Here is a 22,290-nt window from a genome sequence, read left to right on the forward strand (position 1 = left end):
AATGACCGAAAAGTCTGCTTTAGAAGCCGAATATGACGCCATCACCGACGCCGCCGCGCATTGGTGCATGCGCTTGCATGCAAGTGATTGCACGGCGGACGAACGACAGGCCTTTCAACAATGGCACGATGCTCATCCGCTGCATGCCTTCGAATACGCGGCGATGCTGGAAATCTGGGACGTGGCCGATCACTTGCCACGCAATGCGCCACCCATAGCGCCGTTCAGACCGCGTCGCCGGCTGCGCGATTACGCGGTGGCTGCCGCAGTGTGCTTGGCCGCGCTGCCCCTGGCGGCGTTCACCGGCTGGGAAGCGGGCTGGTTGCCGACTGCCTATGAACGGTTCGAGGCCAGCAATGGCCTGCGCCAGGTCACCCTGGCCGATGGCAGCCAGGTTGAGCTCAACCTGGGCACCGAACTGGTCTACGCCGATTACAAGGACCAGCGCCGGGTCACACTGAGCAAGGGCGAGGCGTTTTTCAAGGTCAGCCATGACAGCACCCATCCGTTTGTCGTCAAGGCCGGTGAAGGACAGGTGCGCGTGACCGGCACCCAATTCAACGTGTGGAAATACGAAAATCAGGTGCGGGTGATGCTGCTCGAAGGCTCGGTGCAGATTTCCAGCGACCCGGCGCACGGCAGCGTGCCGCTGACCCCAGGCATGCAAGCCAGCTATCAACCAGGCGATGCCACCCCGCGCGTGCGCCCGATCAACCCCAACGACAGCGCCCTCGCCTGGCGCCAGGGCAAATTGGTCCTGGACAACCTGGCCCTGGCCGACGCGTTACCGTTGATCAACCGCTACCTGAACAAACCCGTGATGCTGGCCGATATCGGCACCGGAACGATCCGCATCGGCGGCATCTATAACATCAGCGAGGTCAACAACCTCGTTCCCTCCCTGCCCAAGGTTTTGCCGGTCTACCTGACCCAGAACCAGGATGGCAATCCCGTCCTCAACTCCATCCCACGTAAAGCGCCCAAGGGCTGAGGCTTCTGCCTGTCCCTGCGGGCCTGATTGCGCCCGCAGTGTCCATTTCTGAAACACCCTCCTCCTCTGAGCGGCCCTGACAGCGCGGCTTCATCGTTTTGTCATACGCAGTGTTACATCACTGATACAACCTCCCGAAAGCATGACCTGCGGGCCGGCCATCGGGCTGGCATCGGCGCGGTGTATCAGCGCTGAAACAGCATGGCCATCACTTAGCCTGCTATGTTTCATATCTATCTGATTAACAACAACAAAACAAAAGCGGCACGCCTTCTGCTCTATTCCTTACAGCGCTGTTTAGGGTCAGCGCAACGAAAAAGGAATGCCGCCGTGATCACACTCACTCAAGGTTCGATGAATGTACTGCTGGTCAGCTGTGTACTCAGCATCGGCGTCAGCGTTCCGAGCTTTGCTGCCGACGGTGTCATCGTGACCGGGCGTGAAGTGCAAGGTCATATGTACGGTCGCGCATCGTTCGGTCCAGACCCCTACCCCACCACTGCCAACGCCAATCCCAGCAGAGAAATCAACAGTGCCACCTCAAGTGAACTCAGCGATTTGGATATCGGCGGCATCAGCAGTGGCTCGAGCATCGCCCGTTCCATACAGACTGCGGGGAACTTGTCTGGCGTGACCTCCACGCAAAGCAGCATGTCGACACTGGGTACCGGTGCAACGGCCGGCCACGGCGCGGGCAGCAGCATGGGCGGCCAGATCAGCAACTCGATCCAGCGCGGCATGGCCCCCCTGAACAACATTGGCAACATGATGGGGGGCAAGTAATGAATCGCACTCTTCTGATCCTCGCCCTGCTGAGCAGCACCACTGCATGGGCAGACGACTCCGCGGTGATCAACAACAGCGGAAAAAACTACAACGGCAACTTCTCGATCAACCAGTCGGCCGGCATCCAACAGCAAACGGCCAACAACCGTGCCATCACACTGGGTGGACAAGCCACCACCGTCAATATCCAAAACCTGAACGGCAAGGTCGACCCGTCGCTGAACGCCAAGGCCGCGATCGCAGGAACCTCTTTTACCAATGGCAACGGCATGCTGGGCATCAACCAGACAGCCGGGGCGAATAACCAATCAATCAATGCCGTGCGGGTCAGCATCAACCCTGGCCCGCAAAGCATCGACGACAGCGTCCTGTTGCAGCAGAACACGACGACGCTGGCAACCGACTCAGGGTTCACCCCTACCACTGGCAGTCGCCAGGTCGTCACAAGCGACCAGGCCTTCACAGGCAGCCGAGGAGTGATTCAGGTGAACCAGAGTGCAGGGGTGGGGAACCGAGTGGCTAACACCCTGGGCATCACTATCAAGTAAATGCTTGGTAGTACTCGCTAGACCGTACCAACACTTAACCAACTAAATTAGAAGCAAGGAGAAACACCATGAAACCTCAAATGGCTCTGAAACCAATGGTTTTCGCTCTGGCCGCGCTGATGGCTGCTGCTGCACAAGCAAATGGTGGTGGCTGGCATCCGGCCCCTCAACCCACCGGGGTTGTGGCCGCTGTTGTGACAGACGTACAAAATAGCGCTGGCAACAAGTTCGACGACACCAAAACCGAAAACAACGCTTCGGCCGATGGCTCGGTAAACAGCAACAGTGGTAACACTGGGGTCAACGTCCAGGCTGGCAGTGGCAACCAAGCAGACAACTCTGCTGCCATCTCCAGCGCCAAAGGCGACTTCGCGTCGGTATTCGCCGTGGTCGATGTCAATCAAAACAGCTTGCTGAACACCTACTCCAACAAAGGCACGCAAAACAACGCCTCCTTGGACAAATCGCTTAACAGCAACTCTGGCAACCTGGGTTACAACGGCCAGGCCGGTCAAGGCAACCAGGGTAAAAACAACATGGCAATCACTACCGCTGACGGCAATAACATCGCGGCAGCGGCCAACACCGAGCAAAACTCGCTCGGCAACAGCTACCTGAACGCTGCTGCTACCAGCCACGGTTATGGCTATGGCTATGGCGGCAAACCTCAGTATGTGTCCAACAACTCGAGCCTCGACAACTCGGTTAACAGCAACTCCGGCAACGTAGGCGTAAACCTGCAGTCGGGCTTGGGCAACCAAAGCAGCAACAGCCTGTCCATCGGTCAGGGTTGCAGCAGCTGCGCCAGCGGCGTTCGCTTCTGATCCAACGGGGCCTTGGCAACAAGGCCCTTTTTTATTCCAGTGTCCAACAGGTCATTCGATCATGCGCCTCGCGACCCTCACCCTCCTGATGTTGCTCACCGGCCCAACATGGGCAGGCACGATGGCGATCTCCGCCATGCCCGGCGGTGCAGTCATCTATAAAAAGGTCGAGAGTATCCGTGAGCGTCGGTTCGCCAACCTGGTGGAACAGAAAACCGATTTCAGCTGCGGTGCTGCGGCACTTGCCACCATCCTGCGCCAAGCCTACTGGCTGGACGTCGACGAAGAACACATCATCAAAGGCATGCTGGTCAACGCCGACCAGAACCTGGTACGCACCCAGGGTTTTTCCATGCTGGACATGAAGCGCTATCTCGAAAGCATCGGCATGCGTGCCCGGGGCTACAAGATCGCACCAGACACTCTGGTGACCGTGAAGATCCCTGTGGTGGTGCTGCTGGAAATCCGGGGCTACAAGCACTTCGTGGTGATGCAACGCGCAGACAAGGACTGGGTATACATCGGCGACCCGGTGCTGGGCCACAAACGCTATTCGCGCGACGATTTCGTCAAGGGTTGGAATGGCATCGTATTTGCGGTGTTGGGCGAAGGTTATGACAAGGCCAATGTCCTGCTTGACCCGCCTACCCCTCTCAGTGCCAAGAACAAACTGAATGAATTCAGACCCGTGGGCGATGCCGAGCTGATGGACTTCGGTTTTATCCAAAGCGACTTCTTCTAAGAAGCGCCATTAGGGGCAGGAAGCTCCAGGAGCGAGAGATGAACACTTCCCGTTGGCTGACGGTCTTGTGTCTGGCAGCCTCAATGCCCGCTTATGCTTCATCGGGGTTCAAGCCTATCGAACTGAAAGACTCGGAAATGGCTGAGTTGCGTGGTCGTTATGTGATGCCGGGGCGGATCATCAGCTTCGGCATCGTCATGAGCAGCACCTGGACCAACTCAGTGGGTGACTCGATCACCGGCAAAGCCAGCATGCAGATCGACAAGGCGACCATCACCCCGCAGTTTTACGTACAGACCGTCGGCGTCAAAGGCACGGGCACCAACCAGACCACAGGCACCGGTTCGGTAGTCGGCGGCGCGGGCCTGAGCAGCGGCCAAGGCGTGACCCAAAGCGTGCGTGCGGCCGGCGATGGCAACACCGCTTACAACAATGTCGGCATCAACGTCACCGAAAACGGCCTCGCACCGGGCAACCTGGTGCAATCAGGCCAGGTGCTGGTCGCCGGAGGCGTGGTCACCGGCAGCAGTGCGGCAGGCGATGTTGCCGTTTCGGCCAGGAACGGTGGCTTGCAAATGGCCATTCAGGCCAATAACAACCAGGGCAACAGCCTTCAACAGATCGGTGCTGGCAATGTACTGCAAGGTACGGTGCTTACCGGCAACACGAATTTTGTCAACAATATGACCCAGCTCAACATTGTCATGGGCAACAGCCTGAACAATGGCGCGCTGAACTGCAATCTTGACCAACTCAAAGGCCTACGCACTCTCGGATATTGAACTACGCTGAGCCTCGACACTTTACGCATTAAAAAAGGACGGCTTATTTCATGCATCGATCGCTATCATTACGTGCGGTTGTTTGTTTAAGTACGCTCTTACCTGCGTCCATGTTGTATGCCGCGCCGGACGCCGATATCGAGACGCTCAAACAAGAACTCTTGGAACTCAAACAGCGTTACGACGTGCAGCAAAAGGCCCTGGCGGTGCTGGAACAACGGGTGCGCCAGGTCGAAGACCAGCCGGCGACTCCAGCGCCCAAACGTCTGGCAAAATCCCCGTCGGACTTCAAAAAAGGTGGGACCACCGTCGCAGGTACAGGCGCGGCAGCTGCCTCCGGAGGAGCGGGTGGCGGCGGCAGTTCCTATGGGCAGTCGCTTAAGGACGACTCGGCGCCTGCGCAAAGCGTCAGCAACCTTTACAACGAAGCCAGCGGCTTCTTCGGCAACGGCAAATTCAGCTTCGAAACCGGCATAACTTATGCGCGCTACGACGCCCGTCAGTTGACCGTCAACGGTTTCCTCGCTCTGGACTCGATTTTCCTGGGTAATATCAACCTTGACCGAATCAAGGCGGATAACTGGACGCTGGACCTGACCGGACGCTACAACGTCGATAACCGCTGGCAATTCGACGTCAACGTGCCAGTGGTCTACCGCGAGTCCACCTACCAATCCGGCGGTGCCGGCAACAATGCCCAGGCCACGTCGGAAGCGTCAGTGACCCGTGACCCGACCATCGGCGATGTCAACTTCGGTGTCGCTTACAAGTTCCTCGACGAAACCGCCAACTTGCCGGATGCAGTCGTGTCGGTGCGGGTCAAGGCGCCAACGGGTAAAGAGCCGTTTGGCATCAAACTGGTCAAGCAAACCACCAACGACAACCTCTACGTGCCGGAAAGCCTGCCCACCGGCAATGGCGTCTGGTCGGTCACGCCGGGCATTTCCCTGGTCAAGACGTTCGACCCGGCGGTGTTGTTTGGCTCGCTCTCCTATACCCATAACTTCGAGGACTCGTTTGACGATATCAGCAGTGACGTGAATCAGAAGGTCGGCGGCAAAGTCCGCCTGGGTGACAGCTTCCAGTTCGGCGTCGGTGTCGCCTTCGCCCTCAACGAGAAGATGAGTATGTCGTTCTCGGTTTCCGACCTGGTCCAACGCAAGAGCAAGCTCAAGCCAGACGGCGGGGATTGGCAATCGGTGGTCTCCAGCGACGCCAACGCCGGTTACTTCAACGTGGGCATGACCATCGCGGCGTCGGATAACCTGACGATCGTGCCGAACCTGGCCATTGGCATGACGGATGATGCGCCGGACTTCACCTTCAGCCTGAAATTCCCGTACTACTTCTAAACCGCGCACAGGGAAAAGCCCCGCAACGATAAGGGTCGTTGCGGGGCTTTTCGGTTTACCCGCCCTAGCGGATCTGGTGTTTGTGCAACAACCGGTAAAACGTCGGCCGGGAAATCCCCAGCACACGGGCCGCGACACTCAGGTTGTCGCTGTGCCGGTTGAGCACATCGCACAGCGCCTGGCGTTCGGCGCGGTGTTTATAGTCTTCCAGTGTAGCCATCGGCGACGAAATTGCCTGCTGACTCTGCAAACCCAGATCAACGGCTTCGATTTGCCGCCCTTCGGCCAGCACCAGGCCTCGGCGCACGCGGTTGGCCAGCTCACGCACATTGCCCGGCCAAGGGTGGTGCCCCATGGCCACCAGGGCGTCTTCGCTGAAGCTGCGGGGGCGGCGCCCGGTTTCCTGGCTGTAGAAGCGCGCAAAGTGGTTGGCCAGCATGGCGACGTCACCGTGGCGCTCGCGCAACGGCGCCGTGACTACTTGCAGCACATTCAAACGGTAATACAAGTCTTCACGAAACGTACCCTTCGCCACGGCCGCTTCCAGGTCGACGTGGGTCGCCGCCAGCACTCGCACATCCACCGGGATCGGCTGGCTGCCGCCGACGCGTTCGATCTGTTTTTCCTGCAGGAATCGCAGCAGGTTGGCCTGCAGCTCCATCGGCAAATCGCCGATCTCATCAAGAAACAACGTGCCGCCATTGGCCGCTTCGATCCGCCCGATCTTACGCTGGTGGGCGCCGGTAAACGCGCCCTTTTCGTGGCCAAACAGTTCGGATTGGATCAGGTGCTCCGGGATCGCGCCGCAGTTGATCGCGACAAACGGCTTGGCATGGCGCTGGGATTGGCGGTGCAGGGTTTTGGCCACCAGCTCTTTGCCGGTGCCGCTGTCGCCGCGGATCAGGACCGGGGACTCGGTGGGCGCCAATTTGGACAATAACTTGCGCAGCTCGCGGATCGGTCGGCTGTCGCCCAGCAGTTCATGTTCAGGCTCGTCCACCGCGGTGTAGCCCTTGCCCCGCAGCCGTGCCATGCCAAAGGCGCGGCCGAGGGTGACCTGCACCCTGGACACATCGAACGGCAAGGTATGGAAGTCAAAAAACCATTCGCAGACAAAATCGCCGACGTTCTGCAAGCGCAACACCTCTTGGGTGAGCACCGCGATCCACTCGGTGCCGCTGCGGCTGATCAGTTCCTTGACGGCTTCGGGCCGCTCCAGGTGATACGGCTGCAAGCGCAGCAAGCCGACATCGCAGGATCGCTCCCCCACGGCCGCCAACGTACAACTGTCCACCTCCCACCCCGCCGCACGCAAACCCGGTAACAACTCATAGCAGTCATCACAGGGGTCGACCACGAGCAAGCGGCGCTGCACAGGTGTAACAATCATGACTATTCCTTGGCGCCAGAATTGCTAAAGTTATTCATAAACAAAGGTTTGTGACGCCCGGCAATTACAGTATCAAAATCTTGACAGTTGCCTTGTATCGTTTTGCTATATGTCTTGGCAAAAAGCCACTCGACCGTCACATACCAGCAAAAAAGTTGTACCTGCCGAATCGCGTATTCAGCTTTCAAAACAGCCGCTTACATGACGTCAATCACAGAAAGTTGAAAATTGTTGCTCTAACATGTGACCCGTACCCCGCCATCGCGCATCAGTACAAGTAACTCGCCGCACGGTCAGCCCAGCCGACGGCACTCACTTGATTGGGCATTTAGAGAGAAGACCCACATGAACGCCCCGCTCCGCATCAACGAAGCTCTTTTGATCGCAGACCGTGCCTTCCAACCCTTCCAGTGCGTGGCCTGGCACGATGGCAACGGTGCCCTCAGCCTGAGCGTCATCGACCGCACCAATACCCGCATCGGCACTAAACAACTGTCGTCGAGCGCGTATACCGACCCGGCACAACTGGAAGATTTGTTGTTGCAGGCGCGCGCCGAGCTCGATAAAGATGGCTACCAGTTGCAGTCCTGGGCCATGCCGAAGTAATCCGAAACTGCAACTTGCGAGCACTGTGTTGTAAAAGACAGGGCTCGCAAGTTCAGTATTAAACGCTGACGTTCTAACTTGGCGTATCGAACACTTTGTGTGGCACCTTGAGAATAAACCGCTCGATCGCTTGCGCCGCACCGTCTTCGAGATTGCTGCCGGTGACCACATCGGCCTGGCGCTTGACGGGCTCTTCAGCCTGCCCCATGGCAATCGACAATCCGGCCACATGAAACATTGCCGGGTCGTTGCCACCATCGCCGATCACTGCAGTCTGTGCCAACGGCACTCCGAGGTGCGCGGCCAAGGCTTTCAAGGCCTCGCCTTTGTTGGCTTTCATGGCGGTCACATCCAGGTAGATCGGTTGCGAACGCGAGACCTGGGCCAAGCCCTGCACCTTGGGCTGCAATTGCGCTTCAAGCTCCATCAATAATTGCGTGTTGCGACTGGCGGCGACGATCTTGTCGACCCGATCCAGGTACGGTTCAAAACTCTCCACCACCAGCGGTCCATAACCCAAGCCAGCAGTTTCAACTGCCACCATGGGCCCAGGCGGATCGCGCCGCAGCCATTCACCATCGGCAAACAGCCAGACTTCCACATCCGGCTCGCCGGAAAACAGCGCCAACGCCACCAGCGCCGCCTCCGCCGGCAGCCTGTGCGCGACCAGCACGCTGCCGTCAGGGTTGACCAGTGTGCCACCATTGAAGCCCGCCACCGGCACGTCGATGCCAAACGCTTCGACCATATGCATCATGGCCTTGGGCGGACGCCCGCTGGCCAGGCTGAATAACACGCCGGCTTCACGCAAGGCGCGAACCGTTGAAAGGGTGCGTTGGGTCGGGGTGTGATCCGGGCGCAACAAAGTGCCGTCCATATCACTCAACACAAACCGGATGGGATGCTTCGCAGTATCACTCATCCGAGCGAGTGCCAGGCACGGCCATCGCGGGCCAGCAACGCATCGGCCGCCGCCGGACCATCTTCACCGGCCTTGTAGGCCTGGATCCCGTCGTCTTCCTTCCACGCATCGAGAAACGGCTGCACCGCACGCCAGCCGTTTTCGATGTTGTCGGCGCGCTGGAACAGGGTCTGGTCGCCGGTCATGCAGTCGTAGATCAGGGTTTCGTAACCCGTCGACGGCTGCATTTCGAAGAAGTCTTCGTAGGCAAACCCCAACTCAATGTTGGCCATGTCCAAGGTCGGCCCAGGCCTTTTCGCCAGCAGGTCGAACCACATGCCTTCGTTGGGCTGGATCTGGATCTTGAGGAACGTGGGCCGCAGCTCATTCACTTCGGTGTCGCGGAACTGCGCATAAGGCGCCGGCTTGAAGCAGATCACGATCTCGGTATCGCGAATGCTCATGCGTTTGCCGGTGCGCAGATAGAACGGCACACCCACCCAGCGCCAGTTGTCGATCATCACTTTCAGGGCGACAAACGTTTCGGTGCTGCTGTCGGGCGCGACGTTGGCCTCGTCGCGATAACCGGGAACCGGCTTGCCACCAATCTCTCCGGCGCTGTACTGGCCACGCACCGAATTGGCCCGCGCATCCTCTGCGGACCAAGGGCGCACGGCACCGATCACCTTGGCCTTTTCACCCCTCACAGCGTCGGCACCAAACGCCGCCGGCGGTTCCATGGCGACCATTGCCAGCAGTTGGAACAGGTGATTGGGCACCATGTCACGCAGGGTGCCGGTTTTTTCGAAGAAATTGCCCCGGGTTTCCACGCCGACCGTTTCGGCGGCGGTGATCTGTACGTGGTCGATGTAATGGTTGTTCCAGAACGCCTCGAACAGCACGTTGGAGAAACGGCTGATCAGGATGTTCTGTACCGTTTCCTTGCCCAGGTAATGGTCGATGCGATAGATCTGCTTCTCGCTCATCACTTTGAGCAAACAGGCGTTCAAGGCTTCGGCGGTGGCCAGGTCGGAACCGAACGGCTTTTCGATCACCACGCGGCGGAAGTGATCGTCGCTCTCCGTCAACAAACCGGCACTGCCCAGGCGCTGCACCACGTCACTGAAGAAGCGCGGCGCGGTGGCCAGGTAGAACACCGCATTGCCGGTGCCGCTGTCGGCGATTTTTTCGGCGATGTCCGCGTAGGTGCTGTCGTCGAGGAAATCACCCTCGACGTAGCTGATACCTTTGGCCAACTGCGCCCACAGCTGTGGGTCCAGTGCGTTGTCGGCATTGCCCTTGACCTTGCTCGCGGCTTCGGTGCGAATGAAGTCCTCGAGTTTCTTGGCAAAGTCGGCATCGCTGATGGCGTTGTGATCAACGCCGACAATACGCAAGCCATTGCCCAGCAGCCCGTCACGACTCAGGTTGTACAGCGCCGGCATAAGCAGGCGCTTGACCAGGTCGCCATGGGCACCAAACAGAAACAGCGTGGTGGGAGGAGCGGGTTCGGCCTTGGGTTTCTTGCCGTTGGCGGTCATTTTTTGGACGTCTCCACGTGACCACCGAAGCCAAAGCGCATGGCAGACAACATCTTGTCACCGTAGGTGCTCTGCTGGCGCGAACGGAAACGCGCAAACAACGACGTGGACAGCACCGGCACCGGCACGGCTTGTTCCATGGCGGCTTCGATGGTCCAACGGCCTTCGCCGCTGTCGGCAACCGAGCCGGAGTAGCCCTCGAGTTTCGGGTCGGTGGCCAGGGCGTCGGCAGTCAGGTCCAGCAGCCAGGACGACACCACGCTGCCACGACGCCAGACTTCAGCGATATCGGCAACATTCAGGTCGAAACGTTGGTCTTCTGCGAGGTTTTCCGAGTTTTTGGTCTTGAGGATGTCAAAGCCTTCGGCAAACGCCTGCATCATCCCGTACTCGATACCGTTGTGAATCATCTTCACGAAGTGCCCCGAACCTGCAGGGCCGGCATGAATGTAACCGTGCTCGGCGCGGGGGTCTGCGGCGGCCGAGCGGTCCTTGGTACGCGGGATGGAACCCAGGCCCGGCGCCAGGCTGGCGAAGATCGGATCAAGGCGCTGCACGGTCGCGGCGTCACCGCCGATCATCATGCAGTAGCCACGCTCCAGGCCCCAGACGCCACCCGAGGTGCCGACGTCGATGTAGTGCAGGCCTTTTTCCGACAGGGCCTTGGCACGACGCACGTCGTCCTTGTAGTTGGTGTTGCCGCCGTCGATGATCACGTCACCATGGTCCAGCAGGTCGCTCAGTTCATTGATGGTGTTTTCGGTGGGGTCGCCTGCCGGCAACATCACCCACACGGCGCGAGGCTTCTGCAGCCCGGCGACCAGCGCCTTCAAATCGGCAACGCCGGTGGCGCCCTCTTCGCTCAGGCCTTTGACAAATGCTTCGTTACGGTCGTAAACAACGGTGGTATGCCCATTGAGCATCAGGCGCCGCGCAATATTACCGCCCATGCGGCCTAGTCCAATAATCCCCAGTTGCATGTGCTGATGCTCCTAACTACTAAAAAATGTGTGACATAGTTTATAGCGCAATGAGGCTAATGAGGGTTAGTTCAGAGCGGATCGGTATAGTTTCATGAGAAAAAGTAGCCAGCATTTCACCATTACCGCCGCAAAAGTCACACGACCGCCAAAAATAAAAAAGTTCCCTTGATACATAAAAGAATCCAGAATTGCTTCCGACTGATGCCCAGAACCTCCAATCATGCGTTCTGGCACCGCGATCTACCGGCTATTTGCGAGGTAAGCAATGAGCACAGCACAGATGACCCGCCCGCCACAGACCCTCTACGTCAGCATCCGTCGCGACGAGTTGCGCCAATTGAAGGCCGAACGCGACCAACTGCAACAGGAAGTCTTGCGCCTGCGCTCGCACCTGCAAGGCCAGCTGGATCAGCCTTCCAGCACACAGCCCGCCCTCTGCTGAGCGGTTTTGTAAGGTAACTCCTACAAAAAACTCACAAAGTTTTCACATCTCCTTCACGATACTCGCGCCCGAAGGGCCGCCTTACACAAGGGCGGCCTCTGCTGCGTGCGTCCCTGCGCGTCAGCTGAAAAATTATCGGGTTGGAGCGCTGGATGGCGATGTTCAAACGCAGCACTACGTCTGCGAAAGGTTTTGATTGGGCCGGCCTGGGTTGGCTGTTCCTGTTCTTCTGGTACTTCTCGGGTATTACCCAACTGCTGATTCAACTGACCGGTACTTCCGGTTTCAGTGGCTTTCGCCAAGCCTTCTTCATGAGTGCGTTGTGGTTGGCGCCGATGTTGTTATTCCCGCGCCGTACTCGCCTGCTGGCCGCCTTGATCGGAGTGGTGCTGTGGGCTTGCTCCATGGCCAGCCTGGGTTATTTCTTCATCTATCAGCAGGAATTCTCCCAGAGCGTCATCTTCATCATGTTCGAGTCGAACATTTCTGAAGCGGGCGAATACGCCACCCAATATTTCGCCTGGTGGATCGTGCTGGCATTCATTGCCCACACCGCCTTCGCCATCTTTCTGTGGACGCGCTTGCGCCCGGTTTACCTGCCTCGCGGCCAGTCGATACTGGCAGCGGTAGCCATTGTGCTGGCCGTCGTCGGCTACCCGTTGGTCAAGCAGATCGCCACGAGCGAAACCATGGAACTGGCCATCGACCGCTTTGAAACCCGCATCGAGCCGGCTGTGCCGTGGCAGATGATCGTCGCCTACCGCCGCTACACCGAGCAACTGGACAACATGCAAGGCATGCTGACCAGCGCCAGCCAGATCCCGCCGTTGAAAAACCTCAAGGACAGCATGGCCGGCCAGCCTTCGACCCTGGTGCTGGTGATCGGCGAGTCCACCAACCGCCAACGCATGAGCCTCTATGGCTACCCGCGCAATACCACGCCGGAGCTGGACAAGCTGCGTGACCAGTTGGCCGTGTTCGACAACGTCATCACCCCGCGCCCCTACACCATTGAAGCGCTGCAACAGGTGCTGACCTTCGCCGACGAAGAGAACCCGGACCTGTACCTCAAGACGCCGTCGATTGTCAGCGTGATGAAACAGGCCGGTTACAAGACCTTCTGGATCACCAACCAGCAGACCATGACCAAGCGCAACACCATGCTCACGACCTTTTCCGAACAGGCCGACGAGCAGGTCTACCTGAACAACAACCGCAACCAGAACGCCCGCCAATATGACGGTGACGTCCTGGCGCCATTCGCCAAGGCCCTGACCGACCCCGCCGAGCGCAAGCTCATCGTGGTCCACCTGCTGGGCACGCACATGAGCTACCAGTACCGCTATCCGCCAACCTTCGAGAAGTTCACCGATCGCCAGGGTGTTCCGGACGCTATCACCGATGCCCAGTTGCCGATCTACAACAGCTACGACAACGCGGTGCTGTACAACGACTTCGTGGTGTCGAGCCTGATCAAGGACTACGCCAAGACCGACCCCAACGGTTTCCTGCTGTACCTGTCGGACCACGGTGAAGATGTATTCGACTCCGCCGGCCACACCACCCTGGGCCGCAACGAAGGCAAGCCGACGGCGCCGATGTACACCATCCCGTTCATGGCCTACGCCTCACCGAAATGGCGCGAAACCCACGACTGGAAATTTGCCGGCGACCTGCAACGGCCCTACAGCAGCTCGCAGTTGATCCACACCTGGGCCGACTTGGCCGGCCTGAATTTCGATGAGCTGGACCACAGCAAAAGCCTGGTCAGCGACAGCTTCAAACCGCGCCCGTTGTTGATCGGCAACCCCTATGAGCGCCAGCAGAAAGCGCTGATCGACTTTAGCCTGATCAAACCGAAGACGGCCGAAAACGACGGCGTGGCACTCAAGTAAATACCGCCTTGTAACAGAACGATAACAATCATTCTCGTTTACACCTAAAGTTCCACGCCTCCTTTCGTCTTTGAGCCAAGGCCTTTTCATACTGAGAAGGCCGCAAAGACGACAAGGAGTCTTCCGCGATGTTCGCGCCCTTTACCCGTTCCATGACCGTTACCCTCGGCCTGTTCAGCCTGGCGCTGAGCCCGGAACTGCTGGCTGAAACCGACCCCGAACAGACACCCGCCACCGCCCTGGAGCTGGGCAGCACCCACATCAGCGCCGAAGGCCTGGGCGCCAATACCGAGCACACCGGGGCCTATACCACCGGCTCGATGAGTACCGCCACCCGGCTGAACCTGTCGATCAAGCAAACGCCTCAATCCATTTCGGTGGTCACCCGCCAACAGATGGACGATTTCAATCTCAATACCCTGACCGACGCTTTGCGCCAGACCACCGGCGTGACGGTCCAGCATCTGGATTCGGACCGGGCCGGGTATTCCTCCAGGGGTTATTCGATCAATAACTTCCAGGTGGACGGCATGCTCAATACGTTCGGGCGCATGAAGTCCGACTCGGACACCATCATCTACGACCGTATCGAAGTAGTACGCGGCGCCACCGGCCTGACGACCGGCGCCGGCGACCCCTCGGCGACCGTCAACATGATCCGCAAACGCCCGACCGCGCAATGGCAAGCCAAGACCGGCGTCAGCGGCGCCAGCCATGACAACTACTACAGCTACCTGGATGTGGGCGGCCCGCTGGCCTTTGACGGACGGCTGCGCGGGCGCACGGTGATGGCTTACCGTGACAGCCAATCCTTTCGCGACAACTACGCGCTGCAACGGGAAGTCGGCTACGGCATTCTGGAGGCCGACCTGACGGACGACACCGTGGTAGCCATCGGCTTCGACTACCAGAACAAGCACGTGCAAGGCAGCTCCTGGGGCACCCTGCCCTACTGGAACAGCGACGGCAGCAAGGCCCGCCTGTCGCGCTCGGCCAACCTCGCGGCCGACTGGAGCTCCTGGCCCCTGAAGGACAAGACCACCTTCGCCTCCATCGATCACACGCTGGCGACGGACTGGCGCCTGAAAGCCGCCTACACCCATCGGCAAAGCGATACCGACGGCAAGGTGTATTACGGCGGCGCCGGTTTTCCGAATGCCGATGGCAGCGGCATGACGGCCTGGACCAACCAGATGGTCGGCACCTCGAAAATGGATGTGGTCGACTTCAACCTGGCGGGCACCTACGCGCTGTTGGGGCGCGAGCATGCGTTGATGCTGGGTTATGGCGAATCCGAGCAGCGCGACACGTCACCCTTCCAACGTTTTGCAACGCCCCAGGGCTACGAGACCATCGAAGACTGGAAACACATGGGCGGCATCGGCAAGTTCCCCGACCGCACCACCGGCCTCAAGGGCGAACACAGCAGCAAAAAACAAAAGGCCGGCTACCTCGCCACACGCTTGAGCTTGACCGACACGCTGCATGCGGTACTGGGCAGCCGCTATGGCAGCTGGGAAATCGAAAGCGCCTCGCCCACGTACAACCTCGACAATCAATTGACCGCCTCAAGCAAATCCAGCCAGACCCACACAGACATGTGGACACCTTACGCGGGCCTGCTCTACGACCTGACGCCGGAATACACGGTGTACGCCAGCTACACCGACATCTTCAACCCGCAGGACGAGCGCAACGCCAGCAAGCAATACCTCGAACCAGTGGTCGGCAGTAACTACGAAATCGGCCTTAAGGGCAGCCTGCTCAACGAGCGTTTGAACCTGGCCACCGCGTATTTCTGGAGCACCCAGGATAACGTCGCCGAACTCGACAATGCGGCCCCGCCGGACCCGATCACCCGCGAGCAGTTCTACAAATCCGGTGGCAAGGGCAACAAGGTGCAGGGCTTTGAAGTGGAGGTGTCCGGCGAAGTCATGCCGGACTGGAACCTCACGGCGGGCTACACCTACACCCATTCGCTCAACGGCGATAAACAACGCAACAACACTGGCCAGCCGATGAATATGCTGAAGGTGTCGACAGCCTATCGTTTACCGGGCGAATGGCGCGGGTTGACGGTGGGCGGCGCGGTGAACTGGCAGAGCGACTTCTACGACTTCGCCGAGCGGCCGATCGGCGGCCGGGACCAAGAGGGTTACCTGCTCACCGAATCCACCAAGATCACCCAACAGGCCTATACCGTGGTCAACCTGATGTCGCGCTACCAGTTCGACGAGCATGTTTCGGCTTCGGTTAACGTCAATAATCTATTCGATGAAAAATATTATGAACGCGTCGGTTTTTATAATGGCGTGTACTGGGGCGACCCGCGCTCGATAACCTTGGCTCTCGACTGGAAACTCTAACCGCCCTCCGCCGAAGTTAACAACATTGTTAACTTCGGGAGTTCTCCACGTTAATACCCACTTAATAAGCTGCCCGCACAATCGCCCCATGAATCTGATCAAGGACCGAGCGGATACCGACCACACTGAATGGGAACACCTTGATGAAACCCTCGATTTTGATGCTTGCCGGCCTGCTGACCCTGACTTCCGCGGCGGCTTTTGCAGAAGGCGGCTCGGAGCGCTCGAAGGAGTTCTACAATAACTTCACCTTCACGCAGCAGAAACTCCACGGCAGCAATGAACAAACTGCCTCCGCTGACGGTAAAACTTTAAAGCGCGACACAGCTGATCAATCCAGCACCGAGGCACAACCTAAAAGTTAAGTTAACTTTTATTTAACTCGCATCACCCTGTGCCAATCCGCTCTGTTGGCAAAGGTTAACTTGGCGCCATTCAATGGCGCCTTTTTTTGCCTGTGCCTTATTACAGTGGTTTGTTCCAGAACAACATACGCCCATGGGCCGGATCAAATACCGAGTCGTCAAAACCGAACTTGCGGTACGCCGACTGCGCCACAGCATTGCCCTCGAGCACTTCCAGGGTGATCTTGCAGCAGACACGCTGACGGGCGATTTCCTCGACCTTATGCAGCATTTTCTGGCTCAGCCCCAGGCCCCGGAACCGATTCATCACGGCGACATCGTGGACATTGACCAACGGGCGACAGGCGAAGGTGGAAAACCCTTCAAAGCAATTGACCAATCCCGCAGGCTCGCCGCCCACGAATGCCAGGACACTGAACGCATGCGGGCGCTTGGCCAGTTCAGCCGGCAGTTGTTGCAACAGGTCGGCGGGCAAGCTGTGGCCGCCCCCCATTGGGTCTTCAGCGTAATGATTGAGCAGCAGGGCAATGGCCTCGGCATGCACAGGATTGGTGTAGCTGGCTTGCAGCACCAGGATTTCAGGGGTATCCATTTCCGTCCTCGATAACGACAAACAAGGGAATCAGTTCCCTTTGAGGAGGACGATTGTAAGCGTGGAGCAGGCGCTAGATGAAGGAGATTAACTACAAATAGCTGCCGGAAGGCGCGAAGGTTACCCGCATCAAAAGCGGCCATAGGACTTGCACCAGGCTTTTTCCTACCCCCCAAAGCGCTGCAATTGCATCTCCTGCAAGCGGCTCAAGGTTCGTCGGAAGGGGAATTCCAGATAGCCTTCGGTGTAGAGGCTTTCCAACGGCACTTTAGCCTCGATGAACAGCGGCACCTTGCGGTCATAGCATTCATCCACCAGGGCGATAAAGCGCCGCACGCTGTCATCGTGTACTGACAACTCGGGCAATTCGCGATCACCGGCCGCTACTCGCTGGACACCGTCCTCGGTGCCTCGGGCAATCCGTCCCGGTCGCTTTTGTGCGCTCAGGTTGGGGACCTCACCCAACAGGATCGCCTTGAAACGATCACACAGCAGCATGAAATCCATCGCTGCCAAAGGTTGCTCGCACAGGTCGGCATACCGGCACCACAACACCGTGTCGCTGGCCTGCACCGCCACGATGCAGCGATGACCGACACTGATCGGGCCATGGCGCACCGCTTGGCCCTCGCTCAATTGCTCGAACACCGCCGCCAGCGCATCCGGCTGATCGACCCAATAACGTTGCACGCCGACACCCGGGTGCAAGCGATGGTCTTCGCCACCGTCCACCGCCACCACTTGCATGTACTGCTTGATCGCCGCAATGCCCGGCAGGAAACGCTCGCGATTGAAGCCACCGGCGTAGAGCTGTTCGGGCGGTTGATTGGAGGTGCAGACCATCACCACGCCTTCTTCGAACATCACCTGGAACAAACGGCCAAGGATAATTGCATCACCGATGTCACTGACGAACAACTCGTCAAAACACAGCACACGCACCTCTTGGGCCAGCTCACGGGCCAGCGCTTGCAACGGGTCATGGGTGCCGGTGAGCTGGAACGAACGCTGGTGTACCCAACCCATGAAGTGATGGAAATGCTGGCGCCGCGCAGGCACGCGCAGACTCAGGTAAAACTGGTCCATCAGCCAGGTTTTACCCCGGCCCACCGGGCCCCAGAGGTAAACCCCGAGAATCGGCGAGCGCCCCTGGTGCAAGGCTTGGTGGCAGGTCTGCAGGGCATCCACCGCACGGCGCTGGGCATCGTCGGCGACGAAGCCCAGTTGAGTGGTGGCGTATTGATAAGCGGCGAGCGGCGAGTCGAAAGTCATGCGCGCCATTATGACTTACAAGGAGATATCCAGCCGTGAAATCTTGCCCTGCTCGTTCAAGCGAAAGGTATAGCGCAGCTCGAGCGGGCTGCCGGGGAAGTTGCCGGAAACCACATTGCTGACCAATACCTTGCCGGTGCGATGCTGCACGTTGAGCACTTCGACCTTGGGCTGATAACGCTGCGCGGTGTCTTCCATCCAGCGTGCGATGGCGGCGGTGCCGACCTGATGCGCGCCCTCATCGAACACGTTGGCGTCGTCAGCAAAACAATGGGCGACGGCCGAAGTGTCGCAGGCATTGGTTGCCGCAATGTAGGCGGCGATGGCCGGGGCCAGATCAGCGTGGGACATGGCACAGCTCCTTTGTGATGAGTTATGACGCCATGCTAAACCAGGGCTGTGTCAGTTTTTGTCAGGAGTGAACGGCGAGGAATGCTGCTGCTCCATCAACTTGCGCCAGCCCCGCAACCAATCACTGCGGCGCCCCGGATAGCGCTCGCCGCGGGACTCAGCGGCAGCCACGCGATCGGTGCGAAAGGTGCGATACGCGTCTCGCAGTTCGCACCAGGCCACGATCACCCGCACCTCATTGAGAAAGCCCAGCGCCAGGGGCCAGATCAGCCGCTGGCTCTGGGTCTGGCTCGCGTCGGCGTAATCGATGTGCAGCTTGGCCTGGTTGCGAATGGCTTCGCGAAACACATTGAGCGGTACGCGGTTTTCCGGGTAGCCGAACCCTGGCGGGCCAGGTAGCAGCGTCGGGTTGCGTAACGCTTCCTGGGCGGCGGGGTCCAGCACGTCGGCAATTTTTGCCAAGGCGTTGGCCGCGGCATGGCTCAAGACATCGTCGCCACGCTGATCCACATAGCGCAGACCAAGCACGATGGCTTCGGTTTCCTCGGCATTGAGCATCAAGGGCGGTAAAAACAGCCCGCTGCGCAACACATACCCAACTCCGGCCTCGCCAAAAATCGGTGCGCCCAGCGCGGTCAATTCGGCGATGTCGCGATACAGCGTGCGCTCGGACACCTCCAACTGCGCCGCCAGTACGGCAGCGGTCACCGGACGCTTCTTGCCCCGCAGAGCCTGGAGCAAAGTCAGTAGACGAGTGGTACGCGACACGTTGAGCCCATCAAAAAAAGAAAGTGGCACAGCTTATCAGAGCACCCTGTCAGAAAATGTCAGCAGCCGCTTAGCCGCCGATTATCCGGGACGAAAAAAAACGGCCTGTCGGCCGTTTTTTTAATTGCGTGGTTTACGCAAGGCTCTTGCTGACCACCTCGAACACATCGCTCGACAACTCACCGGAAGCTCGAATACGCTCCAGTTCCGCTTTCATCAGCGCCTGCCGCGCGCTGTCGTATTTGCGCCAGCGGGTCAACGGCGCCAATTGACGCGAGGCGATCTGCGGGTTGAAGCCGTTCAACTGAATCACCAGGTCCGCCAGGAAACGATAGCCCGAGCCGTCCGCGGCGTGGAAGTTGATCAGGTTCTGCCCGGCAAACGCGCCCACCAGTGCACGCACTTTGTTCGGGTTCTTGATGGTGAACGCCGGATGTTCCATCAACGCCTTGACCCGCGCCAGCCCGCCCGGCAACACGCTGCCGGCCTGCACGCTGAACCACTGGTCCATGACCAGCGGGTTGTCCTTGAAGTTCTCGGCAAACACCGCCAAGGCCTTGGCTTTTTCCGCCTCGAACGGCGAATTCACCAACACCGCCAACGCGGTCAGGCGTTCAGTCATGTTGTCGCTGGTGTCGAACTGGTCCAACGTCGCCGCCAGCACTTGCGGCTTGCCGCTGAGCATCAGGTACGACAGCGCAATGTTCTGCAAGGCACGCCGGGCAAAGTGCTCGGCAGCCGCTACATACGGGGTTTGCTTGGACAGTTCGCGGTTGGCCTGGTAGCGCAGCCACAAGCCGTCGAACAACTGGTCGGCCAGTTGCTTGCGGGCGAATTCACGGGCGGCATGAATGGCGTCGACGTCGGCCACTTCGCTGATTTCCGTCAGGTAGGCCTCACCCGGCAACGAGAGCATTTCGGCGACCATTGCCTGGTCCAGGCTTTCGTCGCTCAATACCGTGCGCAGGGCGTCGATCAGGCGCTGATCCAGCTTCAGCGGCTGACCCGCCTGGTACTGGCCAATCAACTCCTGCAACACCTGCACCGACAGTTGCTGGCCGGCATCCCAGCGATTGAACCCGTCGCTGTCGTGCTGCATCAGGAACATCAACTGATCACGGGTGTACGCAAAGCTCAGTTTCACCGGCGCCGAGAAACCGCGCAGCAGCGAAGGCAGCGGCTGTTCGTTGATATCGACGAAGGTAAAGGTCTGCTCGGTCTCGGTCACCGAAATCACGCGGGACGTGCCGGCAGCACTTGCCTCACCGGCCAGGCGCAACGCGACAGCGGCGCCCTTGCCGTCCAGCAGGCCCAATGCCACTGGAATCACGAATGGCAGCTTTTCCACTTTGTCCGGGGTTTCCGGGCAGCTTTGACGGAAAGTCAGGCTGTAGGTTTTGGCCGCAGCATCGTAGGAATCACTCACCGCCAAGCGCGGCGTACCGGCCTGGCTGTACCAGCGCTTGAACTGGCTGAGGTCGGCACCGTTGGCGTCTTCCATGGCCTTGATGAAGTCGTCGCAGGTCACGGCCTGACCGTCATGACGCTCGAAATAGAGGTCGCTGCCTTTGCGGAAGCCTTCGGCGCCGAGCAAGGTGTGGATCATACCGACCACTTCCGAGCCCTTTTCGTACACGGTCAGGGTGTAGAAGTTGGATATCTCGATAAAACTTTCCGGGCGCACGGCATGGGCCATCGGGCCGGCGTCTTCGGCGAACTGGTGAGTGCGCAGGTACGCCACATCCTGAATGCGCTTGACCGTGGCCGAGTTCATGTCCGCAGAGAAGCCCGAGTCGCGGAACACGGTGAAGCCTTCCTTGAGCGACAGTTGGAACCAGTCGCGGCAGGTCACGCGGTTGCCCGACCAGTTGTGGAAGTATTCATGCGCGACGATAGCCTCGACCCGCTGATGCGCGGCGTCGGTGGCGGTTTCGGCGCGGGCCAGCACGGCGCTGGAGTTGAAGATGTTGAGGCCCTTGTTCTCCATGGCACCCATGTTGAAGTCGTTGACCGCGACGATCATGAAGATGTCGAGGTCGTACTCGCGGCCGTAGGTTTCTTCATCCCAGCGCATGGATTTTTTCAGGCTGGTCATGGCGTGCTGGCACTTGTCGATATTTTCCGGCTCGACATAGATACGCAGCGCCACGGAACGGTTGGTCATGGTGGTGAAGCGGTCTTCGACACACCACAAATCACCGGCCACCAGCGCGAACAGGTACGCCGGCTTCTTGAATGGGTCTTCCCAGGTCGCCCAGTGGCGGCCGTCTTCGCCAGGACCGCTGGCAATCGGGTTGCCGTTGGACAGCAGCACCGGGTAGCTGTGTTGCTCGGCGATCACGGTGGTGGTGAAGGTACTCATCACATCCGGACGGTCGAGGTAGTAAGTGATCTTGCGGAACCCTTCGGCCTCGCACTGAGTGCAGAACATGCCGCCGGACTTGTACAAGCCTTCGAGGGCCGTGTTGGTTTCGGGGTGGATCTTGACGCTGGTGTCGAGGGTGAAGGTCTCACTCGTGGGCTGCACGGTCAGGTGGCTGTCGGTCAACTGGTAGTCAGCGTCCGTCAATTCCCGGTCAGCCAGGTTCACGCTCAACAGTTCGAGCTGCTGACCGTCCAGCACCAGCGGCGGCAAGCCGGCGCCACGTGCGGGGTTACGGCGCATCACCAGCTGCGCGTGGACCAGGCTGTGGTCCTCGAACAACTCGAAGGTCAGGTGCGTCTCATCGATCAGGTAGTCCGGCGCCTGATAGTCCTTCAGGTAAATCATCTTCGGTTGTTCGGTACGCATGG

21 protein-coding genes are annotated in these 22,290 nt (G+C 59.1%); 12 read left to right on the forward strand and 9 right to left on the reverse strand.

Going from position 1 to position 22,290, the window contains the following annotated elements:
• Nucleotide 1: 1 nt before the first annotated feature.
• From AC07W0_RS14835 to fapF, 7 genes are all read left to right on the forward strand, one after another.
• Nucleotides 2–991 carry a FecR family protein gene (locus tag AC07W0_RS14835; RefSeq protein ID WP_102618174.1) on the forward strand — a complete coding sequence of 330 codons (990 nt, stop codon included), beginning with the start codon at nt 2–4 and terminating at the stop codon, nt 989–991.
• A gap of 330 nt (nt 992–1,321) precedes the next feature.
• A complete protein-coding gene (fapA, locus tag AC07W0_RS14840) occupies nt 1,322–1,774 on the forward strand; it encodes a fibril amyloid chaperone protein FapA (protein WP_026140202.1) in 453 nt (150 codons plus the stop codon).
• Complete coding sequence (gene fapB / locus AC07W0_RS14845; protein WP_017848393.1) at nt 1,774–2,325, forward strand: fibril amyloid subunit FapB; 552 nt, start codon at nt 1,774–1,776, stop codon at nt 2,323–2,325. Before fapA ends, fapB begins: the two co-directional genes overlap by 1 nt.
• Before the next feature lie 68 nt (nt 2,326–2,393).
• Entirely contained in the window at nt 2,394–3,149 is a 756-nt protein-coding gene (fapC, locus tag AC07W0_RS14850) for an amyloid-like fimbrin subunit FapC (RefSeq protein ID WP_017848392.1), read from the forward strand.
• A 61-nt stretch (nt 3,150–3,210) separates the two neighbouring features.
• A complete protein-coding gene (gene fapD, locus AC07W0_RS14855) occupies nt 3,211–3,891 on the forward strand; it encodes a fibril amyloid maturation endopeptidase FapD (RefSeq protein WP_017848391.1) in 681 nt (226 codons plus the stop codon).
• Nucleotides 3,892–3,929: 38 nt separating this feature from the next.
• Nucleotides 3,930–4,673, forward strand: coding sequence for a fibril amyloid subunit FapE (gene fapE / locus AC07W0_RS14860; RefSeq protein WP_017848390.1), 744 nt, complete (start codon nt 3,930–3,932; stop codon nt 4,671–4,673).
• A 50-nt stretch (nt 4,674–4,723) separates the two neighbouring features.
• The gene (gene fapF / locus AC07W0_RS14865) at nt 4,724–6,025 is read left to right on the forward strand and encodes a fibril amyloid transporter FapF (RefSeq protein ID WP_026140201.1); all 1,302 of its coding nucleotides are present in this window, start codon (nt 4,724–4,726) and stop codon (nt 6,023–6,025) included.
• 64 nt (nt 6,026–6,089) lie between these two features.
• Here fapF and AC07W0_RS14870 read toward each other — a convergent pair whose 3' ends face one another.
• The gene (locus AC07W0_RS14870; protein WP_017848388.1) at nt 6,090–7,415 is read right to left on the reverse strand and encodes a sigma-54 dependent transcriptional regulator; all 1,326 of its coding nucleotides are present in this window, start codon (nt 7,413–7,415) and stop codon (nt 6,090–6,092) included.
• A 345-nt stretch (nt 7,416–7,760) separates the two neighbouring features.
• On the opposite strand from AC07W0_RS14870, the gene AC07W0_RS14875 reads away from it, so the two are divergent.
• Nucleotides 7,761–8,021, forward strand: coding sequence for a hypothetical protein (locus AC07W0_RS14875; RefSeq protein ID WP_017848387.1), 261 nt, complete (start codon nt 7,761–7,763; stop codon nt 8,019–8,021).
• 73 nt (nt 8,022–8,094) lie between these two features.
• Here the strand turns inward: AC07W0_RS14875 and AC07W0_RS14880 are convergent, their stop codons facing one another.
• The 3 genes from AC07W0_RS14880 to gnd are packed head-to-tail and all read right to left on the reverse strand — an operon-like array spanning nt 8,095 to nt 11,443.
• Entirely contained in the window at nt 8,095–8,943 is an 849-nt protein-coding gene (locus AC07W0_RS14880) for a Cof-type HAD-IIB family hydrolase (RefSeq protein WP_057005230.1), read from the reverse strand.
• Complete coding sequence (gene zwf / locus AC07W0_RS14885) at nt 8,940–10,463, reverse strand: glucose-6-phosphate dehydrogenase (RefSeq protein ID WP_017848385.1); 1,524 nt, start codon at nt 10,461–10,463, stop codon at nt 8,940–8,942. Before zwf ends, AC07W0_RS14880 begins: the two co-directional genes overlap by 4 nt.
• Nucleotides 10,460–11,443: a phosphogluconate dehydrogenase (NAD(+)-dependent, decarboxylating) gene (gene gnd / locus AC07W0_RS14890; protein WP_102618175.1), complete on the reverse strand. Its 984-nt coding sequence runs from the start codon at nt 11,441–11,443 to the stop codon at nt 10,460–10,462. Before gnd ends, zwf begins: the two co-directional genes overlap by 4 nt.
• A gap of 268 nt (nt 11,444–11,711) precedes the next feature.
• Here gnd and AC07W0_RS14895 point away from each other — a divergent pair, with 268 nt between their 5' ends.
• The 4 genes from AC07W0_RS14895 (at nt 11,712) to AC07W0_RS14910 (ending at nt 16,514) form a co-directional block, all read left to right on the forward strand.
• Nucleotides 11,712–11,888, forward strand: a complete 177-nt coding sequence (locus tag AC07W0_RS14895; RefSeq protein ID WP_155678519.1) for a DUF6026 family protein — start codon at nt 11,712–11,714, stop codon at nt 11,886–11,888.
• Nucleotides 11,889–12,040: 152 nt separating this feature from the next.
• Nucleotides 12,041–13,783: a phosphoethanolamine transferase CptA gene (locus tag AC07W0_RS14900; protein ID WP_017848382.1), complete on the forward strand. Its 1,743-nt coding sequence runs from the start codon at nt 12,041–12,043 to the stop codon at nt 13,781–13,783.
• Nucleotides 13,784–13,911: 128 nt separating this feature from the next.
• Nucleotides 13,912–16,149, forward strand: a complete 2,238-nt coding sequence (locus tag AC07W0_RS14905; RefSeq protein ID WP_102618176.1) for a TonB-dependent siderophore receptor — start codon at nt 13,912–13,914, stop codon at nt 16,147–16,149.
• A 143-nt stretch (nt 16,150–16,292) separates the two neighbouring features.
• On the forward strand, nt 16,293–16,514 hold the full coding sequence (locus AC07W0_RS14910; RefSeq protein WP_046483715.1) for a hypothetical protein: 222 nt from the start codon (nt 16,293–16,295) through the stop codon (nt 16,512–16,514).
• A gap of 100 nt (nt 16,515–16,614) precedes the next feature.
• Here the strand turns inward: AC07W0_RS14910 and AC07W0_RS14915 are convergent, their stop codons facing one another.
• The 5 genes from AC07W0_RS14915 to pepN all read right to left on the reverse strand — a co-directional run bounded on the left by AC07W0_RS14915 (nt 16,615) and on the right by pepN (nt 22,288).
• Nucleotides 16,615–17,106, reverse strand: coding sequence for a GNAT family N-acetyltransferase (locus tag AC07W0_RS14915; protein WP_102618177.1), 492 nt, complete (start codon nt 17,104–17,106; stop codon nt 16,615–16,617).
• 165 nt (nt 17,107–17,271) lie between these two features.
• Entirely contained in the window at nt 17,272–18,378 is a 1,107-nt protein-coding gene (zapE, locus tag AC07W0_RS14920) for a cell division protein ZapE (RefSeq protein ID WP_102618182.1), read from the reverse strand.
• Nucleotides 18,379–18,393: 15 nt separating this feature from the next.
• Entirely contained in the window at nt 18,394–18,729 is a 336-nt protein-coding gene (locus AC07W0_RS14925; protein WP_046483719.1) for a nuclear transport factor 2 family protein, read from the reverse strand.
• 51 nt (nt 18,730–18,780) lie between these two features.
• Nucleotides 18,781–19,497 (reverse strand): helix-turn-helix transcriptional regulator, encoded by a 717-nt coding sequence (locus tag AC07W0_RS14930; RefSeq protein ID WP_026140198.1) that lies wholly within the window; start codon nt 19,495–19,497, stop codon nt 18,781–18,783.
• A 133-nt stretch (nt 19,498–19,630) separates the two neighbouring features.
• Nucleotides 19,631–22,288: an aminopeptidase N gene (pepN, locus tag AC07W0_RS14935; RefSeq protein WP_046487276.1), complete on the reverse strand. Its 2,658-nt coding sequence runs from the start codon at nt 22,286–22,288 to the stop codon at nt 19,631–19,633.
• Between the last annotated feature and the right edge of the window lie 2 nt (nt 22,289–22,290).

Source organism: Pseudomonas sp. GW704-F2 (genome assembly GCF_059423025.1).

Bases quoted from the DNA above. Each gene is read 5' to 3' on its own strand.
- zapE (WP_102618182.1), bottom strand. From the start codon at position 18,378: ATGACTTTCGACTCGCCGCTCGCCGCTTATCAATACGCCACCACTCAA.
- AC07W0_RS14915 (WP_102618177.1), bottom strand. From the start codon at position 17,106: ATGGATACCCCTGAAATCCTGGTGCTGCAAGCCAGCTACACCAATCCT.
- AC07W0_RS14875 (WP_017848387.1), top strand. From the start codon at position 7,761: ATGAACGCCCCGCTCCGCATCAACGAAGCTCTTTTGATCGCAGACCGT.
- AC07W0_RS14910 (WP_046483715.1), top strand. From the start codon at position 16,293: ATGAAACCCTCGATTTTGATGCTTGCCGGCCTGCTGACCCTGACTTCC.
- fapB (WP_017848393.1), top strand. From the start codon at position 1,774: ATGAATCGCACTCTTCTGATCCTCGCCCTGCTGAGCAGCACCACTGCA.
- zwf (WP_017848385.1), bottom strand. From the start codon at position 10,463: ATGACCGCCAACGGCAAGAAACCCAAGGCCGAACCCGCTCCTCCCACC.
- AC07W0_RS14870 (WP_017848388.1), bottom strand. From the start codon at position 7,415: ATGATTGTTACACCTGTGCAGCGCCGCTTGCTCGTGGTCGACCCCTGT.
- AC07W0_RS14835 (WP_102618174.1), top strand. From the start codon at position 2: ATGACCGAAAAGTCTGCTTTAGAAGCCGAATATGACGCCATCACCGAC.
- AC07W0_RS14880 (WP_057005230.1), bottom strand. From the start codon at position 8,943: ATGAGTGATACTGCGAAGCATCCCATCCGGTTTGTGTTGAGTGATATG.
- AC07W0_RS14905 (WP_102618176.1), top strand. From the start codon at position 13,912: ATGTTCGCGCCCTTTACCCGTTCCATGACCGTTACCCTCGGCCTGTTC.
- AC07W0_RS14895 (WP_155678519.1), top strand. From the start codon at position 11,712: ATGAGCACAGCACAGATGACCCGCCCGCCACAGACCCTCTACGTCAGC.
- fapC (WP_017848392.1), top strand. From the start codon at position 2,394: ATGAAACCTCAAATGGCTCTGAAACCAATGGTTTTCGCTCTGGCCGCG.
- AC07W0_RS14900 (WP_017848382.1), top strand. From the start codon at position 12,041: ATGGCGATGTTCAAACGCAGCACTACGTCTGCGAAAGGTTTTGATTGG.
- fapF (WP_026140201.1), top strand. From the start codon at position 4,724: ATGCATCGATCGCTATCATTACGTGCGGTTGTTTGTTTAAGTACGCTC.
- fapD (WP_017848391.1), top strand. From the start codon at position 3,211: ATGCGCCTCGCGACCCTCACCCTCCTGATGTTGCTCACCGGCCCAACA.
- AC07W0_RS14925 (WP_046483719.1), bottom strand. From the start codon at position 18,729: ATGTCCCACGCTGATCTGGCCCCGGCCATCGCCGCCTACATTGCGGCA.
- fapE (WP_017848390.1), top strand. From the start codon at position 3,930: ATGAACACTTCCCGTTGGCTGACGGTCTTGTGTCTGGCAGCCTCAATG.
- pepN (WP_046487276.1), bottom strand. From the start codon at position 22,288: ATGCGTACCGAACAACCGAAGATGATTTACCTGAAGGACTATCAGGCG.
- gnd (WP_102618175.1), bottom strand. From the start codon at position 11,443: ATGCAACTGGGGATTATTGGACTAGGCCGCATGGGCGGTAATATTGCG.